This window comes from Aliiroseovarius sp. ABM4_368 (genome assembly GCF_056161205.1).
This window is the reverse complement of sequence record NZ_JBSWYR010000003.1, coordinates 188,234-205,047: the sequence shown is the minus strand read 5'-3', so window position 1 is coordinate 205,047 and position 16,814 is coordinate 188,234. Positions and strand designations below refer to the sequence as shown.

Annotated in this window: 12 protein-coding genes and 1 tRNA gene; 9 read left to right on the top strand and 4 right to left on the bottom strand. The window is 57.7% G+C overall.

Annotated elements, in window-relative coordinates; all coding sequences use genetic code 11:
• Positions 1 to 15: 15 nt before the first annotated feature.
• A complete protein-coding gene (locus ACXAH3_RS10320) occupies positions 16 to 1,038 on the bottom strand; it encodes an FAD:protein FMN transferase (RefSeq protein WP_474862001.1) in 1,023 nt (340 codons plus the stop codon).
• A gap of 181 nt (positions 1,039 to 1,219) precedes the next feature.
• Here ACXAH3_RS10320 and ACXAH3_RS10315 point away from each other — a divergent pair, with 181 nt between their 5' ends.
• The 7 genes from ACXAH3_RS10315 (at position 1,220) to ACXAH3_RS10285 (ending at position 7,920) form a co-directional block, all read left to right on the top strand.
• Positions 1,220 to 2,563 (top strand): Na(+)-translocating NADH-quinone reductase subunit A, encoded by a 1,344-nt coding sequence (locus tag ACXAH3_RS10315; protein ID WP_474862000.1) that lies wholly within the window; start codon positions 1,220 to 1,222, stop codon positions 2,561 to 2,563.
• A gap of 4 nt (positions 2,564 to 2,567) precedes the next feature.
• The gene (locus ACXAH3_RS10310) at positions 2,568 to 3,767 is read left to right on the top strand and encodes an NADH:ubiquinone reductase (Na(+)-transporting) subunit B (RefSeq protein ID WP_474861999.1); all 1,200 of its coding nucleotides are present in this window, start codon (positions 2,568 to 2,570) and stop codon (positions 3,765 to 3,767) included.
• Positions 3,760 to 4,572 (top strand): Na(+)-translocating NADH-quinone reductase subunit C, encoded by an 813-nt coding sequence (locus ACXAH3_RS10305; RefSeq protein ID WP_474861998.1) that lies wholly within the window; start codon positions 3,760 to 3,762, stop codon positions 4,570 to 4,572. The genes ACXAH3_RS10310 and ACXAH3_RS10305 overlap by 8 nt, the downstream gene beginning before the upstream one ends.
• Positions 4,572 to 5,225: an NADH:ubiquinone reductase (Na(+)-transporting) subunit D gene (locus tag ACXAH3_RS10300; RefSeq protein ID WP_246936217.1), complete on the top strand. Its 654-nt coding sequence runs from the start codon at positions 4,572 to 4,574 to the stop codon at positions 5,223 to 5,225. Before ACXAH3_RS10305 ends, ACXAH3_RS10300 begins: the two co-directional genes overlap by 1 nt.
• Positions 5,225 to 5,833: an NADH:ubiquinone reductase (Na(+)-transporting) subunit E gene (nqrE, locus tag ACXAH3_RS10295; protein ID WP_108856976.1), complete on the top strand. Its 609-nt coding sequence runs from the start codon at positions 5,225 to 5,227 to the stop codon at positions 5,831 to 5,833. The genes ACXAH3_RS10300 and nqrE overlap by 1 nt, the downstream gene beginning before the upstream one ends.
• A 12-nt stretch (positions 5,834 to 5,845) precedes the next feature.
• Complete coding sequence (nqrF, locus tag ACXAH3_RS10290; RefSeq protein WP_474861997.1) at positions 5,846 to 7,069, top strand: NADH:ubiquinone reductase (Na(+)-transporting) subunit F; 1,224 nt, start codon at positions 5,846 to 5,848, stop codon at positions 7,067 to 7,069.
• Positions 7,070 to 7,233: 164 nt separating this feature from the next.
• Entirely contained in the window at positions 7,234 to 7,920 is a 687-nt protein-coding gene (locus ACXAH3_RS10285; RefSeq protein WP_474861996.1) for a Crp/Fnr family transcriptional regulator, read from the top strand.
• A gap of 280 nt (positions 7,921 to 8,200) precedes the next feature.
• On the opposite strand, the gene ACXAH3_RS10280 is transcribed toward ACXAH3_RS10285, so the two are convergent.
• From ACXAH3_RS10280 to ACXAH3_RS10270, 3 genes are all read right to left on the bottom strand, one after another.
• Entirely contained in the window at positions 8,201 to 11,089 is a 2,889-nt protein-coding gene (locus ACXAH3_RS10280; protein ID WP_474861995.1) for an adenylate/guanylate cyclase domain-containing protein, read from the bottom strand.
• Between the two features lie 2 nt (positions 11,090 to 11,091).
• On the bottom strand, positions 11,092 to 14,010 hold the full coding sequence (locus ACXAH3_RS10275) for an acetoacetate decarboxylase family protein (protein WP_474861994.1): 2,919 nt from the start codon (positions 14,008 to 14,010) through the stop codon (positions 11,092 to 11,094).
• A gap of 337 nt (positions 14,011 to 14,347) precedes the next feature.
• A tRNA-Cys gene (locus ACXAH3_RS10270) sits at positions 14,348 to 14,421 on the bottom strand.
• A 200-nt stretch (positions 14,422 to 14,621) separates the two neighbouring features.
• On the opposite strand from ACXAH3_RS10270, the gene ACXAH3_RS10265 reads away from it, so the two are divergent.
• Positions 14,622 to 15,275 carry a protein-L-isoaspartate O-methyltransferase family protein gene (locus tag ACXAH3_RS10265; RefSeq protein ID WP_474861993.1) on the top strand — a complete coding sequence of 218 codons (654 nt, stop codon included), beginning with the start codon at positions 14,622 to 14,624 and terminating at the stop codon, positions 15,273 to 15,275.
• Positions 15,276 to 15,320: 45 nt separating this feature from the next.
• Positions 15,321 to 16,727, top strand: a complete 1,407-nt coding sequence (locus tag ACXAH3_RS10260; RefSeq protein WP_474861992.1) for a TolC family outer membrane protein — start codon at positions 15,321 to 15,323, stop codon at positions 16,725 to 16,727.
• Positions 16,728 to 16,814 lie beyond the last annotated feature (87 nt).

The following is a 16,814-nucleotide window of genomic DNA, read 5'->3' as shown; positions in this document are numbered from 1 at the left end:
ATGTGCTCCGATCTGTTACGCGGTCAGGCGTGTGAAGGCGTCGCTTGCGGACGACTTGAATTGCAGGTTGGTGGCGTCGGAGTCGCGCTCCACGAACAGGACAGCAACATCGTGCTGAGCTGCGATTTCCAGTCCGCGTTCGCGGCCAAGGATCAGCATCGCGGTCGCCCAAGCATCTGCCATCATTGAGTTTTCTGCCAACACAGTGGCCGAGGCGGTGCGGTGCGTAATCGGCTGGCCAGTGGCCGGATCAATTACGTGCGAATAACGCTGACCGTCTTTCTCGAAGTAGTTGCGATAGTCACCGGACGAGGCCAGACCCAGACCCGAAATGCCAACCACATCAAAGATGCCGTTGTTCAGGGATGCAGGTGTTTCGATCCCGATCTGCCAGGGCAGGCCATCGGGGTTGCGGCCCGAGGCATACAGGTCGCCGCCGATCTCGACCATATAATCGGTGATGCCGAAGCCTTCCAACGCCTGACCCACGCGGTCTGCACCATAGCCTTTGCCGATTGCGGCCAGATAAACCTGTGCATCAGCTTGTTTCTTCTGCAGCGCGTCTGCGCCAACGCTGATGGTGTTGTGGTGACCCACAGCCGCCAGCGCGTTGTCGATCTGAGCCTGAGCAGGCATCGGCGTCTTACCCGGTGCACCAAAGCCCCAAAGCTCGATCAGCGGGCCCATCGTGGTGTCAAAGCGGCCTTCGCTGGCGGTGTATACAGTGTCGGCAGCCTTCATCACATGTGCCAGTTCCCGCGAGACCTGAACAGGTGCGGTGCTGGCAGCAGCGTTGAAGCGCGAGATTTCCGAATCGGCATCCCAGTTCGACATCTGCTGGTTCACTTGGGCCAGCGCGCCGTCGATGGCGGCTTTCACGTCAGCTTCATTCACGCTTTTCGACGAATCGATTGCGACGACATTATAAGTGGTGCCCATGGTCAGGCCCGACAAGTTGAAGACACGAGCGGCAGACCCTTTGCACGCGGCCAAAGCCAGCGGCATAAACAGGATGGAACGGCGTGAGAATTTGATCATGTCGGGCACGTGGGAACCTCTTTCAGTCGCGAACGGGTCGAATTCGTTTATTCAGTCAGGCTTGTCTTAGACAATAATGGTCAGTTCAACAAGAAAATGACCATCACAATGTAAAAAGCCCCTTTCGACCGCGCCGTACATATTGCATATAGCTGCAAGTCAATCTGAAGAGGTGAACACTGTGCAGCGCTTTAGGCTACGCAAAGGATTGAATATTCCAATCGCTGGAGCACCCAAATCGGGTGTTGAACAAGGGCCGCGTGCGCAGTCGGTTGCCATTCTTGGCGACGACTACGTCGGCTGGAAGCCAAGAATCATGGTCGCCGAGGGCGATGTGGTTGGGAAAGGCTCTCCGATTCTGATCAGCAAAGACATGCCGGATGTGCAGGTCGTGTCGCCGGTGGCTGGTACGGTCAAAGCCATCAACCGTGGCGCGCGCCGTAAACTGATCAGCGTCGAGATCGAGGTGAAGGACGGCGCAGCCGATTCTATTGACTTCTCGTCGGTTGGAAATCTGGCAACGCCCGAGGGTCTGACCCAGCGCCTCTGTGCCGCCGGTTTGTGGACTGCTTTCCGCACGCGCCCCTATTCTAAGGTGCCCGATCCAGCGACTCGTCCAGCTGCGATCTATGTGAACGCTATGGATACCGAGCCGCTGGCCGCTGATCCTGCCGTGAGCATCACCGAGGATGCCGAGGCATTTGCCAAAGGTCTGGAAGCAGTCGCTTCCTTGAGCGACGGCAAGACCTATCTGTGTCATGCCGATGGAGCGACTTTACCGGGACAGGATGTCGCCGGTGTAGAAGCTGCCGCATTTGCTGGCCCGCACCCCGCGGGTCTGGCCGGAACGCATATGCACTTCCTTGAGCCGCCCCGCGCGGACAAGACAGTTTGGACCATTGGCTATCAGGATGTGATCTTCATTGGTCGTCTGCTGGCCACCGGCACCTATGATGCCTCTTGCATCATTTCGCTGGCAGGCCCGGCATGCGCCAACCCGCGTCTGATCCGCACCATCGCAGGCGCCTCGATGGCTGATCTGTCGGCTGCTGACATTCCCGCCGATCTTCCGGTGCGCATGATCTCGGGTTCGGTCCTTAGCGGTCGGGCAGGCGAGGGCGCGGATGGCTATCTTGGCCGCTACGCCCGCCAGATCACCCTTATTGAAGAAGACAAAAAGCAGATCCCGATGGGTTGGATCCGCCCGATGTTCGCCAAATACGCGGTACAGCCGGTTCTGGGCTCGGCCTTTGCTAAGCGCGAGTTCCCGCTGACCTCGAACTTGAACGGCGGTCGCCGCGCAATGGTGCCAACCGGCACGTTTGAAGAGCTGATGCCGCAGGATTTCCTGCCCACGCAGCTTTTGCGTGCGCTTCTGGTGATGGATACGGATCAGGCACAGGCGCTGGGCGCGCTTGAACTGGACGAAGAAGACCTTGGTCTTGTCGGTTTTGCCTGTCCTGCGAAATATGAATACGGGATGGCGCTGCGCGACAACCTGACCAAGATCGAGAAAGAGGGGTAGACCTTTGGGCTTGCGTAATTTTTTCGATCGGATCGAACCGAACTTTGAAAAAGGCGGTAAGTGGGAAAAATACTTCCCCATTTACGAGATGGTGGAGAGTTTCCTTTATACGCCAAAGACGGTAACGACCGCTGCGCCGCATGCGCGCTCTTACGTGGATATGAAGCGGATCATGACCTATGTGGTCATCGCGACGATCCCCTGTATCCTAATGGCGCTTTATAACACCGGCTTCCAGACCAACATGGCGATTGCCGAGTTTGGCCCCTCGGGCTGGCGTGCTGCGATCATCGAGGCACTGGGCATCGGATTTAATCCGGCCAGTGCCTTCGCCAACATGGCGCACGGGCTGCTGTACTTCCTGCCGATTTACATCGTCACGCTGGTCGCAGGTGGCATCTTCGAGGTGATCTTCGCCACCGTGCGCAAGCACGAGGTGAACGAAGGTTTCCTTGTCTCCTCAATGCTTTACGCGCTGATCGTTCCCGCAACCACGCCCTTGTGGCAAGTGGCGCTGGGCATCATCTTCGGTGTGGTGATCGGCAAAGAGGTCTTCGGCGGCACCGGCAAGAACTTCTTGAACCCGGCACTGACCGGCCGTGCGTTCCTGTACTTTGCCTATCCGGCGCAGCTGTCGGGTGACAGCGTCTGGGTGCCAGTGGACGGCTTCACCGGTGCAACCGCGCTGGCCGTGTCCGCATCGGACGGCGTACAGGCCTTGGCCGCACGCGGCATCACCTGGTGGGACAGCTTCTATGGTTTCATCCCGGGCTCGATGGGCGAAACCTCGACCCTGGCTTGTATCCTTGGTCTGATTTTCCTGCTTGCCACAAAGATCGCCAACTACCGCATGGTGGTGGGCTGTTTGGCCGGGATGATCGGCTTCTCGCTTTTGCTGAACTGGATTGGCTCTGACACTAACCCGATGTTTGCGATGCCTTGGTACTGGCACCTTGTGCTGGGTGGCTACGCCTTCGGTCTGGTCTTCATGGTGACCGAGCCCGTATCCGGCGCACACACCAACATGGGCCGCTACATATATGGCGCGCTGATCGGCTTCATGGTCGTGATGATCCGCGTCATCAACCCGGCTTTCCCGGAAGGCATGATGCTGGCGATCCTGTTCGGCAACGTCTTCGCTCCGCTGATCGACTATTTCGTCGTCCAGGCCAACATCAAACGCAGGGCAAAACGCCATGTCTGATAACGATCTGAACACCAACAAAGGCCTCTTCCGCCGTTTTCTTGATGCGCCTGCCGATTCGGTTGGCAAAACAGTTTTCGTGGCTGTTACGCTTTGCCTTGTCGCCTCGATGATCGTGTCGGCAGCGGCCGTGGCCTTGCGTCCGCTGCAAGAGGTCAACGCGCTGAAAGATAAGCAGGTCAACATTCTGCAAGTCGCGGGCATCTATGATCCGAACGAAGACGTGGTCGAGAGCTTCGCAGCGTTTGAACCGCGCATTCTGGAACTCGAAACGGGCACCTTCACCGACGCGTTCGATGTGGCCAGCTTTGACGACCGCGCCGCTGCGGACGATCCGGCAACTTCGGTCGCGCTTGATGACGACCCGGCGGGCATCGTGCGTCAAGGCAAGTTCGTCACCGTTTATCTGCTGCGCGATGATGCGGGCGAGATCGACAAGGTGATTCTGCCGATCCACGGCTATGGGTTGTGGTCGACGCTTTACGGTTTCATTGCGCTGGAAGAGAACGGCAACGACATCTTCGCACTGCAATTCTATGAACATGCCGAAACACCCGGTCTGGGTGCCGAGGTCGACAACCCGCGTTGGAAGTCGCTTTGGAATGGCAAGAAACTGGCCGATGAAAACGGTGATCTGCAGATCAGCGTGACCAAAGCGGTTCCGGCAGCAGGTGCCGAGTATCACATCGACGCGCTTGCAGGGGCGACCCTGACGACGGTTGGTGTGCACAACCTTGTGAACTTCTGGATGGGGGAAAGCGGCTATGCTCCCTTCCTGGCAAATCTGAAAGCGGGGGATATCTGATGGCCCATAAACGCAGAGAGATGCTGATCGACCCGTTGGTCGATAACAACCCGATCACCTTGCAGGTGCTGGGGATTTGTTCGGCGCTTGCGGTGACATCGTCACTTCAGGTGGCCTTTGTTATGGCCATCGCGGTGACCTTGGTGACGGCATTTGCGTCGCTGTTCATTTCGATGATCCGCAGCCAGATCCCCGGGTCGATCCGGATCATTGTTCAGATGGTGATCATTGCTTCGCTGGTGATCTTGGTCGATCAGGTGCTGAAAGCCTTTGCTTACGAGATCTCGAAAACCCTGTCGGTTTTCGTGGGTCTGATCATCACCAACTGTATCGTGATGGGCCGCGCCGAGGCCTTCGCCATGAAGAACGGCCCCATCGACAGCTTTATCGACGGCGTTGGCAACGGGCTGGGCTATGGCCTGATCCTGATGCTGGTCGGCGTTATCCGCGAGCTGTTCGGCTCGGGCAGCCTGTTTGGCATCACCATTCTGGAGACCGTGAACAACGGTGGCTGGTATGTCCCCAACGGCATGCTGCTTCTGCCCCCGTCGGCGTTCTTCATCATCGGTCTGATCATCTGGGCCTTCCGCACATGGAAACCCGGTCAGGTCGAAGAACGTGAATACAAAATTCAAACGGTCGAGGCTCACTGATGGAAGCGCTTCTTTCCCTCGCCGTGAAGGCGATCTTCGTTGAAAACCTGGCCCTGTCCTTCTTCCTTGGCATGTGTACCTTCATCGCCGTGTCGAAGAAGATCTCGACCGCGATTGGTCTGGGCATCTCGGTCATGGTCGTGCAGTCGATCACGGTTCCGGCCAACAACCTGATCCTGACCTATCTGCTGGCCCCTGGCGCGCTAAGTTGGGCGGGCTTCGCGGATGTAGACCTGACCTTCCTTGGTCTGATTTCCTATATCGGTGTGATCGCCGCTCTGGTTCAGATCCTCGAGATGGTTTTGGATAAATACTTCCCGCCGCTCTACAACGCGCTGGGTGTGTTCCTTCCGCTGATCACGGTGAACTGTGCCATCCTTGGTGGTTCACTGTTCATGGTGGAACGTAGCTATGACTTCGCGGAATCGGTGACTTATGGCATCTCGTCAGGCTTTGGCTGGGCGCTGGCCATCACTGCGATGGCAGGTGTGCGTGAAAAACTGAAATACTCGGACATCCCTGACGGCCTGCAAGGGCTGGGGATCACCTTCATCACAGCGGGATTGATGGCGATGGCCTTCATGTCCTTCTCTGGCGTGAAACTGTAAGGGAAGAAAGATATGGCAACCTTTAGCCTTGGCATCATCCTTTTCACCTTGATCGTTTTGGCACTGGTCACGATCATTCTGGCGGCGCGATCGAAGCTTGTGTCCACCGGTGACGTGAACATCACCATCAACGGCGAAAAAACGATCTCGGTTCCGGCAGGCGGTAAGCTTTTGCAGACGCTGGCCGAACAACAGCTGTTCGTTCCGTCGGCTTGCGGCGGTGGTGGTACCTGTGCTCAGTGTCGTGTGAAAATCCACTCGGGTGGCGGGTCAATCTTGCCAACCGAAGAAAGCCACATCACCAAGCGTGAAGCAGCCTGTGGCGACCGCCTGTCTTGTCAGGTGGCCGTGAAGCAGGACATGAACATCGAAGTCCCGGAAGAGGTCTTCGGCGTCAAGAAGTGGGAATGCACCGTACGTTCCAACGACAACGTCGCGACCTTCATCAAGAACTTGGTTCTTGAGCTACCGGAAGGCGAAGATGTGAACTTCCGCGCGGGTGGCTACATCCAGATCGAAGCTCCGGCCCACCATTTGAACTATAAAGAGTTCGACATCGGCGAAGAGTATCACGAGGACTGGGATAAGTTTAACCTGTGGCAGTACGAAAGCACTGTGTCCGAGCCGATCGAACGTGCCTATTCGATGGCAAACTATCCGGATGAAAAAGGCCTGATCATGCTGAACGTGCGCGTGGCCTCGCCGCCGCCAGGTGCGCAGGGCATTCCGCCCGGTCAGATGTCGTCCTATATCTTCAATTTGAAGCCGGGTGACAAGGTCACCATTTCGGGCCCGTTCGGTGAATTCTTCGCTCGCGAGACCGAGAAGGAAATGGTCTTTATCGGCGGTGGTGCAGGTATGGCGCCCATGCGTAGCCACATCTTCGACCAGTTGAAGCGTTTGAAAAACAAGGATCGCAAGATCACCTTCTGGTACGGGGCGCGCTCGAAGAAAGAGATGTTCTTTGTCGAGGACTTCGACAGTCTGGCCGAAGAATTCCCGAACTTCACGTGGCACGTGGCCCTGTCGGATGCACTGCCCGAGGACGATTGGGGCGGCTACACCGGCTTCATCCACAACGTTCTGCATGACGAATATCTGAAGGACCACCCGAACCCCGAAGACTGCGAGTACTACATGTGTGGTCCGCCCATCATGAACCAGTCCGTGATCAACATGCTGTTGGATCTGGGCGTGGACCGCGAAGACATCATGCTGGATGATTTCGGCGGTTAAGCGGACAGGCAGACCACATTAGAATATGAAAATGCCCCGGCCCATGTGCTCGGGGCATTTTTCTATGGGCAGAGCTTGCTTGTGACAATCCATTGCCTGTTATGCATTTGGTTGATTTTGTTGCGAGCTTCCTTAATCTGGGAGAACCATCTATCGGGGGATTCATGGTTCTAAGTTCTATTGGCGCCGGGGCGCTGGATCGGCTGCGTCTGCGCGGCCGTTCCCGTAGTTTCAAAAAGAAGGACGTGGTGTTTCGGTTCGGAGATCCCGGCCTGACACTGATGATCGTTTCATCTGGCAAAGCGGAAATCAGCATGACCACGGCGCTGGGGCAGAAGTCCATTCTGGGCGTCGCTACGGCTGGCGATGTTCTGGGCGATATTGCTTGTCTGGACGGTGGACCGCGCAGCGCAGATGTGGTCGCGCTGGAGCCTATGGACGTGGTGGAGGTGCAGCGCGGAGACGTGCTTCAGCTGTTCCGTGAAGACCCTGACAGTGCAATTCTGGTGATTGAAGCCTTATGCCAGAAAGCTCGCAATGCGTCCGAGATGTTCGAGGTACAAACCATGCAAAGCGGTCAGGCACGCCTTGCAGCCTGTTTGCTAAGGCTTTTGTCGACCTCAGTGCGAACCAATTCGGGGCAGGCGGCTGTGAAAGCCAGCCAAAGCTGGCTGGGGGCCTATGCTGGCCTGACACGCGAGAATGTGAACCGTCAGCTCAAGGTTTGGGCGCGTGATGGGATTGCCCGTTTCGAGAAAGGCTTCGTCGTAATCGAGGATCAGGACCGCCTAGAAGAACTAGCGAAAGGTGACGATCCTCTTGGCTGCTACAAAGTCACACCAATAGATTGAAGATGAAGAATATTTAGCGGATTCTTCCAAACCTGTGACGCACGTCACAGCTGCGTCATGCCCCCCCTGCTATTTAGAAGGGGAAGACGCTGAAAGCTTTTGGGGAAAGTTATTTTAGCACGCTTAGATAGATGGAGCTCGCTTTGGGTGGCGCTGGCGACGGCGTTTTGGAGTGAGAATTAGGCCCGGCCTCCGGGACGCCTAAGTGTCTTCCCCCGTCAGATGACGGATGGGGTATGGTTTGGCCATTATTGGCTGCCGTGAGTGGTGAGGCGCTACGTCAGCTCTGGGTTCTCAGGTCCAGAGGCGCCGACGCACCAACTGAAAGCTGCGAAAGCTCTGTCCGTATGTCGCGGAGGGAGTGGTCCCACTCGCGCTCTCCCGTTTCCGCAGACAAATGTTCGGCCTGACCTAACAATGTTTGCGCGGTTTCGACATTGCCGTTCGTCAAATGCGCTTTCGCCAGCGCCGCCTTGTAAAAGGGGGCGTTCAGGTCGGCCCCAATCATGCTGGCCTGCTGGATCAGCATTTCCAACATTGCAGGCGTCTCTGCCGTATCGCCCTGATAAATCTTTAGAATCGTTATCCAGACGCGTCCAATCAATGACCAGAACTGTGCCTGTTGTTCGTCGGCAATTTCGACCCCGGTCTGAATTTCCTTGGCGGCCAGATCCAAGTGACCTCCGGCCAACAGGGCTTGCCCTCCGAAAATGTGGATCCACGGGATTTGCGCCACGGCACCGATGGCATTGAGATGCTCTTGTGCTTGTGTCATAGCGGCCAAGGCTCCGCTCAGGTCGCCCTTGCGGCTTAGCACATGGGCATCCGCCGACAGGACTGATGCCAAAGGATCTGCGCCAAGTTCAAGGAACAGGCGCCCGTGATCTTCGGTACGATAAAGCGCTTTCAACTGCGCACTGCGCTCAGCCGCCTCGTCAAACTCGCCTGCATAGAGCGCATGGGCGGTTTCGTTCACCAGCCAGATGACTTTCAGCTCGTCATCGCCGTCGCGCGCCAGCTTCTCCATCATCTCAACATACTCGCCGCTTTCGCGCACACGACCGCTAATGATACGGTGGGCGAATAGACCATACAAAGCGGTCATGCGCATGCGGTCGGTGCCTTGCGCAAAGGCAATCGCGTCTTCCAAAAGCTGATAGCGTTCCAGAACGACAGGGTGTGAAAAGCCCATGCGTTGCACGGTCGCACTGGCCAGAAGTGACAGGACCGGCAAGTACTCGGGGCGTGACACCTGTTCGGGCGCGGCCTGATCTTCCATATTCGCGCGCGCGTGATCTAAATAGGTCATAGACTGGTCAAAATTCACCGCCATCAGCATGTGAATGCCCGCTGCCATACAGGCTGCCGGAAGGTTTTCATGGTCACGTGCGGCCATGCGGTGATCCGCGATCAGGTGCGGGAAGGCGGCGCAATAGGCCGGGTCATGGGCCTGCATGGCGTCGGCAAAACATTTGTGCAGCGCGCGGCGACGTTTGCCGGGGATCATCTCGTATGCAGCATCGCGCAGTAGAATATGGTCGAAGAATAGGTCTTCGTCTCTATAAGGGTTGAAGATCCCGCGGATGGTTAGCACCCGCAATTCATCTTCTAAGTTCGGGCGATCCGGCAGCAGATGTGCCACGCGTGCAGGGTGGAAATCGCGCCCAAGAATCGACGCGCATTGGATCACGTCGCGCAATGCGCCAAAGCCGTTGATGATGGCCTGAAAGGTGGCCTCGATCGTTTGGGGCAGTTGTTGCGAGCCATCTTCTTCCCCAAACTGACGCGCATGCGTTGCCAGTGCAGACAGGAACAAGGGGTTGCCTTCAGCGGCACCGATAATCCGTGCGCGCTTTGTTTCGTCCAATTCGGGAAAGGCGGACAGAGCGTCCATCGCCGCCTCGTCCGACAGAGGGGCCAGAGGAACCGCAGTCAAAGGCGTGCATTCCAGCAGGGCATCCACCTTTTCAGATGGGCGGCTGGTGACCACAATACGCGGCGCTGTCCCGTCGGCTTGCAACAGGGCTTGCAGCACAGCGATTGTGTCTTCGTCGAACCAGTGCAGATCGTCGAAGGTCAGCGCCGCCATACGGGCTTGCGCCAGTCCCGCCAACGCGCTGGTGGCCAGGGTGATCCTGCGTGAATGCAGTTGTTCAGGCGTCAATAGGACGGGCAGGGCGGCCTGCACCCCAAGCAGCCCAGCCATCACCATGACGTCCTGATCGTTTAGTGCCACCCCGATAGAGCGAAACTGCGTCGACAGATCGGCCAAAGTGGACTTCTCGTGCAAATCCAACTCTCGCCGCAGGGCTTCAGCGACCGGGAACAGTGCCGATTGCTGAAGGTTCGCACGGGCGTCGATCCGGATGGTGCCAGCGTTTTTCTGGGTCCGGCTAAAAGCCTCGAGCAGGACGGACTTGCCAATACCTGCCGGGCCGATCAGCGCATAGGCGCGGTGGTCTCCTTGCAATAAAGCAAGTTCCTTGTCGCGCTCCAACAGCTCCGTTTTCTCGGTGTGATCTTCCTGAAAGTGAAACCCGGTCACTTCGATAAGCTCGACAGGCTCGTCGATGCCTTTCAATTGCCGCGTATCGCGCGAAGCTTCATCGAGCCGCGCCAGCCGCGACAGAAAGGACTTCGTTTGGCCCGAAATCACAACTCCGCCCGCCTGTGCCTGTTCTTGCAAGCGCGCAGCGCGGTTGACGTGCAGCCCGGTCAGTTGCGGAAACAAAGTCCCCTGCTGGCCCACGCGACACATGATCTGACCGGTGTCGATCCCGACCCGCACCTGCAACCCGTTCACGCGTTCTGGGATTGCCTTGGCGATGGACAGGCCCGACGCGATGGCCGACAGCGCCGAATCCTCGCCGTCATGGGATAGCCCGAAACAAGACAGCACCCCGTCGCCATAGCGCTGCAACACGCGACCGCGATAAGTCTCGACCGTTTCATTAACCTGCTTGTGGAAGGCAGCGATGGTGTCGTCATAGGTCTCAAGCTCGGTCGAGTTCGCAAATGCGGTCGAGCCCACGAGGTCAATGAACTGAATGGTCAGGATGCGAAGATCCGGGTTGTCGTCCAGCGCAGCAACCTCGGTTCCGCAAAAGCTGCAAAACCGCGCGCCCGGCTGTAACGGCTCCGCGCAGGACATACAGTTCCTAGCGTTCATCTTTACCTCATCGACCTTTGACGTACCCACTCCCTTGCCATGGCCGCGTGCCGAACTCGCTTGCTGTCCAGCGGATTGGTCATCGCCCATGAACACCAGACCCGGAATGCACCGGGAAGGCGTTCTCCAGTTTGCAACTGTAGGGGCGCGGCGTCAAACGATGTTGTTGGAAAACCGTTAGGATCCGGGTCTTTAACCTCGATCTGGGCAGAAACTGGTGCAACATAAGCGCGGTCCAGTTGAAGATCGAATGCATTGTAAAACAACCGGCCCGAGGCATTGCGCGTGACGAAGGTCATGTTCAGCAGGTTCGAGATCGCTCCTTGTGCCGGGTGGCCGGGCAGGGGGTCGGGGTCCAAATGCTGTTGGAACGTGGCCTGCATTTTCATGCCGCGGGGTCCGGTGGCCGTGAAGCGGGTGTTTTCCAGCTTGATGTCAGACCAGACCTTCGGCATCGCATAGAACACCTTGCCCGCCATGATCGCCGACTTGCTGTTTACATACAATCTGCGCGGATACAGAAGCGGCGCCTGTCGTGCTTCTGCGGTGCGGGTATAGGGGATGGCAAAGGTGGCTTCGCCATAAGGCGACATTGCCAAGAAGTCTGGCACGAACGAGCCACGAACATTGTGGTAGCTGCAGAAGGACATACCGACAGGGTGGAAGCCCGGCCGGGTCAAAGGACTTGGTCCCAGCTCGATCCCCGGTGGCAGCATGGCCTGCACTTCGGCACGTGGCACTTCATAGAAGATGAAGACACCTGTCATCTCGCCCCGTGCAAAGAACGGCGTCAGCGGCCATTTCGTGCCCGAGACCGAGTTCGTCTGGAACATCGCCTTTTCCGACACGGTTTCTTCGCGGGCGATGTCTTCGGCTCCGACATTCAGAAGTTTCTCGCCTGTGACCGCCGATGCGCAGGCGATCCCGGACATGGTCGCGCCCTCGACGCAGCCTGCGTTCAATCCGCAGCGCGTCCAGTCGCCCGCCAGATACAGATTGGCAAAGCCGCTCTGCGATGGTGCCAACCGGTGATAGACGCTGTTCGTCACCGACAGCACATAGCGCTCGGACCCGAACATGTTCACGCGGGAATAGATCCCGGCCTTGTCACCTTCGTGCAGCAAGCTGCGATCAAACTTGCCGTCCTTTTCCGCGCCGGGCCAGAGCTTGACCAAATCCTTATCCATCCAGCGCCCAAAGCTGTCGCGGAACTCGTGAATGTCTTCGCCATCTGGTGCGGGCGAGCAGAAATAGGCGATGGATTTTGGCTTTTTCGCACCCCAATCCTCGTGCGGGATCAGGTGGGACATGTCGGCCCATGTGTCCAACGGTTCGGCAAACCCGGTGATGACAGTCCGCATAGGCGAGGGGGGCAGCGACTTTTGCGAGTTATGCGCTTTGACCAGTTTTTCCCATCCCATCTGCTTGGGCGTCTTGTTCATCCAAAGCTGCATCGCATGGGTCGATACCGTTTTGACCCGATCAAGCATATTGCGCCAGCGTTCAGACGCGATGGACAGCTCTTGTGACATGTAAGGCAGTGACCCGATGGACGCGCCAAGGATCACAAGGTCGAAATCCTCGCCCCGTTTCAGGGTATAAGCCTCGCCTGTGGGCGGCGTGCGTTCGCTTTCGAAATTAATGCCGCTGTCTTTCAGGGCTGCACCGTCTTCCAGTTGATCCCACAGCGGCTCCGACGGCCAGCAGGGCAGGCCGTCCACGTCTACCAGTGGATTATAAGTGCCGGATTTCACCTTGGCCTGCCTCACCATGCTGATGCGTTCGATATGGGTCCGGTCCTCGTCCAGATGCAGGTTGCGCGCGGCGTTGAAGAATTCGAACTTCACGCCTAGCTTGTTCAGAACTTGATAATACGGTCCAAAGATCGCGTCCCCCATCCCGGCTTGCATCTTGTGGAAGATCGCCCCGGAATAGGTGAAGATCAGTCGTGTCATGGCACGTAATGCGGTGCCTGCACCAGTGTCGCCTTGACGTTCCGTATTGCCCAGTGGGAAGCCAAACACAAAGTCATAGCAGCCCCGGATCGACACCCATTTCAGCGCCTGATCGCTGACGCCGTTCATACGCAGCCAGTCGGAAAACTCCCACTGGTCCAGCACATCATAACCGTTGGTGAACGTGTCCGAGCTGACAACCCCATGCATATAGCCCAAGCCGATGTCCAAAAGGTTCAACCCCCGGCGCACACTGTCGCGCGCCATGTTATCCGGGGTTTGCTGGCTGTGCACCTCGGCCTGCGCGTCTTCGATGATTTCAAGCAGCAGATCCGAGTTGTGAGGCCCAGCGGGAAGACCAGCGCCCGGCAGTGCCTTCAGATGAGACAGGATGCGTTCGTGACGGCCCAGTAGGCCGTCCGGCACCTCGATCCCAAGAGGGCCGTCCGCGCCGCCCTCAAGCTCGCCCCGCCGCAAGAACTCCAGCATGATTTCCAAGATACGTGTCATCATCTCGAAGGGCGAAGGCACCTTGGTTTCCTCCCCCGGCACCTCGTCATTTTTGGGCAGGTCAATCACCCACGGGCGCCACGGGTTTCCATCTGGATCATCCGTCGGGACGTTCTCGGCCAGGAACAGATGCGACAGCGGCTTGAACGCCTTGTCCATCGTGCCCAGAGGGTCGCTTTCCTTGCGCAAACCCAGTTCGACCAATTGCTCATAGCAGCGGCGCATATTGCGAAAGGCGTTTTGATAGAACCCGGCCCAGACATGCAGCCCGTGTTCTTCAATCCGTTGACCAAACTCGGCGTTGCGCCCGCTGGCGCCCTTGCCACCGGTCCGCCATCCAAGTTGATAGACGGTGATGTCGTATTTCTTATCCCAATCCGCGGTCTGTGTGATCGCATAGATGGCCGTCATGGCCCCCACGCCGCCGCCGATCACGGCGATCCTCTGCTTCTCCATCCCATGTCCTTAATATTGACGCTGCTGCTGAATGTGATCGTTACAAACACGTAGTATTGGTTAACTAAGGTTAACCATTGCCGATGGTGACCAATCCGCCAACATGCTTCATTTCAAAATACAGGCAAAAAGCGATTATTTTTCGCTTCAAGTAAACCCCTGGTAGATATTCGATTTGTGCAAACATCCATGGGGCGTGGTGTGCGGCGCAAGACCCCGTCCTTGGGATAGGCGAACGCGTGGATCTGATGATCGGTTCCAGCGCGATCTGGCACTTGTATCCTCCTTGGAATACTCCAAGTGCCTATGAACCTGATATGTAGCCTGAAAAATACGATGGAGGCGAGTACCGGAATCGAACCGGTGTACACGGATTTGCAATCCGCTGCGTCACCACTCCGCCAACTCGCCATCCGTGGTGTGGGGGTTCTCTAGCGCGGGTCTTGGGGGGATGTCCAGCCCGGTTTCGCGGTTGGATGTGTGATTTTGCGGCACAGGTTTCAGAAAACACCTGATCGCGTGATCAAAGCAGCCTGACCACCTTGCAGGATTGCAGCTACAGGCCTAACTGTGGCAAGAGAAGATAAAGACCTCAGAAACATAGGCCCGCCATGACAGATTTCGCTGCCCGCCGCACCATGATGGTCGACACGCAGGTGCGTCCTTCGGATGTGACTAAATTCCCGATCATTGATGCAATGCTGACCGTCGCACGCGAAGAATATGTGCCAGACGGTATGCGCGAGGCCGCCTATGTGGGTGAAAACATCGATCTGGACGATGGACGCGTCATGCTCGAGCCACGCACGCTGGCCAAGATGCTCGATGCACTGAATGTGCAACCGGACGAGCTGGTGTTGGATCTGGGCTGTGGACTGGGCTATAGCGCTGCCGTTCTGGCGCGCTTGGCTGATTTCGTCATCGCCGTGGAAGAGACAGAAGACCGCGCCAACGAAGCGCAGGGTATTCTGTCGGCGCAGGGTGTGGATAACGTAGCCGTGGTTGCCGGTCCGCTGGCCGAGGGTAACGAAAAGAACGGTCCCTATGATGTGATTATGGTGCAGGGTGCGGTGGAAACTGTGCCTGCGGCCCTGCTTGAACAACTGAAAGACGGCGGGCGCATTGCCTGCATCTTTGCCGAGGGGATGTTGGGCACTGTCAAAATCGGGTATAAGATTGATGGAGACATGGTCTGGCGCCCGAAGTTCAGCGCCGGTGCCCCGGTTGTTTCTGGGTTCGAAGCTCCGCGCGAATTTGCGCTTTAATACGACGGGCCAAGCCCGCACTGATCTGAGAGGCAAGAGAGTAACATGCGAACTGGGTTCAAATCGAAGCTGACGGGGCTGGCTATCGCAGCCGCCTGCGCGTTTGTCGCCGCGCCTGCGGCCACCGCCGAAAGCCTGTCGGATGCGATGGCATCGGCTTACAAACACAGTGGGCTTTTGGAGCAGAATCAAGCCGTGTTGCGGGCCGCAGATGAAGATGTCGCCATAGCGCAGGCCAATCTACGTCCCGTACTCAGCTATACTCTCCAACGAAATTGGATAGACCCGACGACTGTCGTTTCTGGAGATGACTACTGGCGGACTTCGGCGAATTTGACCGCCTCGGTTCTGCTGTTCAATTTCGGCCGCGGAAAAATGGCGGTTGAAGCCCAGAAAGAAGCCGTTCTGGCCACCCGTGACAGCCTTGTTGGGGTGGAGCAGCAGGTGCTTCTGCGCGCAGTCAGCGCGTTTTTGGATGTCCGCTCGGCGATCGAAAACGCTCAGCTGCAAGCCAACTCGGTACGCGTTCTGACGCAGGAACTGCGCGCCGCCAATGATCGTTTCGAAGTGGGCGAGGTTACACAGACCGACGTCGCATTGGCGCAGGCCCGCCTTGCCGCCGCACGCTCAAGCGAAGCTTCGGCACAGGGCTCGCTTGCGATTGCGCGTGAAGAATACCGCGCCGCCACCGGCCACCTGCCGGGTGCGTTGTCTGCGCCCCCCAGTTTCCCGATGACAGCGAAAACTCTGGAAGCCGCGAAAGCCATTGCGCGCGACCGTCACCCCGATCTGCTGGCCGCACAACACAACGTGCGCGCAACAGAACTGGCTGCTGAAATCTCGAAAGCGTCGATGAAGCCTTCATTGGTTGGGTCGGCAAGCACAACTTGGGTGGACCGGTCTTCTGCGTCTTCCAGCTCGGACAATACAAACACCAGCGTCGGCATCGCTTTGCAGGGCGATATCTATTCCGGCGGTCTTAAGTCTGCCGAGTATCGTAAAGCCTTGGCTCAGATCGACTCGGCACGCGCCGTGCTGCACCAGACCCGCATTGCGGTGGATCAGGGCGTTGCAAACGCATGGGCGCAGCTGTCCATCGCGTCGGCTTCGCTTCAGGCGACCGACCGTCAGATCCGTGCCAGCCGAGTGGCCCTGCGCGGCGCGCGGGAAGAGGCCGCCTTGGGTTCGCGCACCACGCTGGACGTGCTGAACGCAGAGCAAGAGCTTTTGGACGCCGAAGCGGCCCGCATTACAGCGCAGTCGAATCAGTATCTTGCGGTTTATTCGCTGTTGTCGTCGATGGGTCTGCTGACGGTCGAGCATCTGAATCTGGGCGTCGCCACCTATGACCCCGAGGCCTACTACAATGCCGTCAAATCTGCTCCGATCCGTCAAGTCAGCCCACAGGGCGAGCGTCTGGACCTGATTCTCGAGGCTTTGGGCAAGAAATAAAGCAACTTCGGCATCTTACGCGCGGCGTGTGCGATTTACCTCGTCGCGCCGCGTTTCCATGTCTGCCTGTTGTCTGGTGAGACTGAA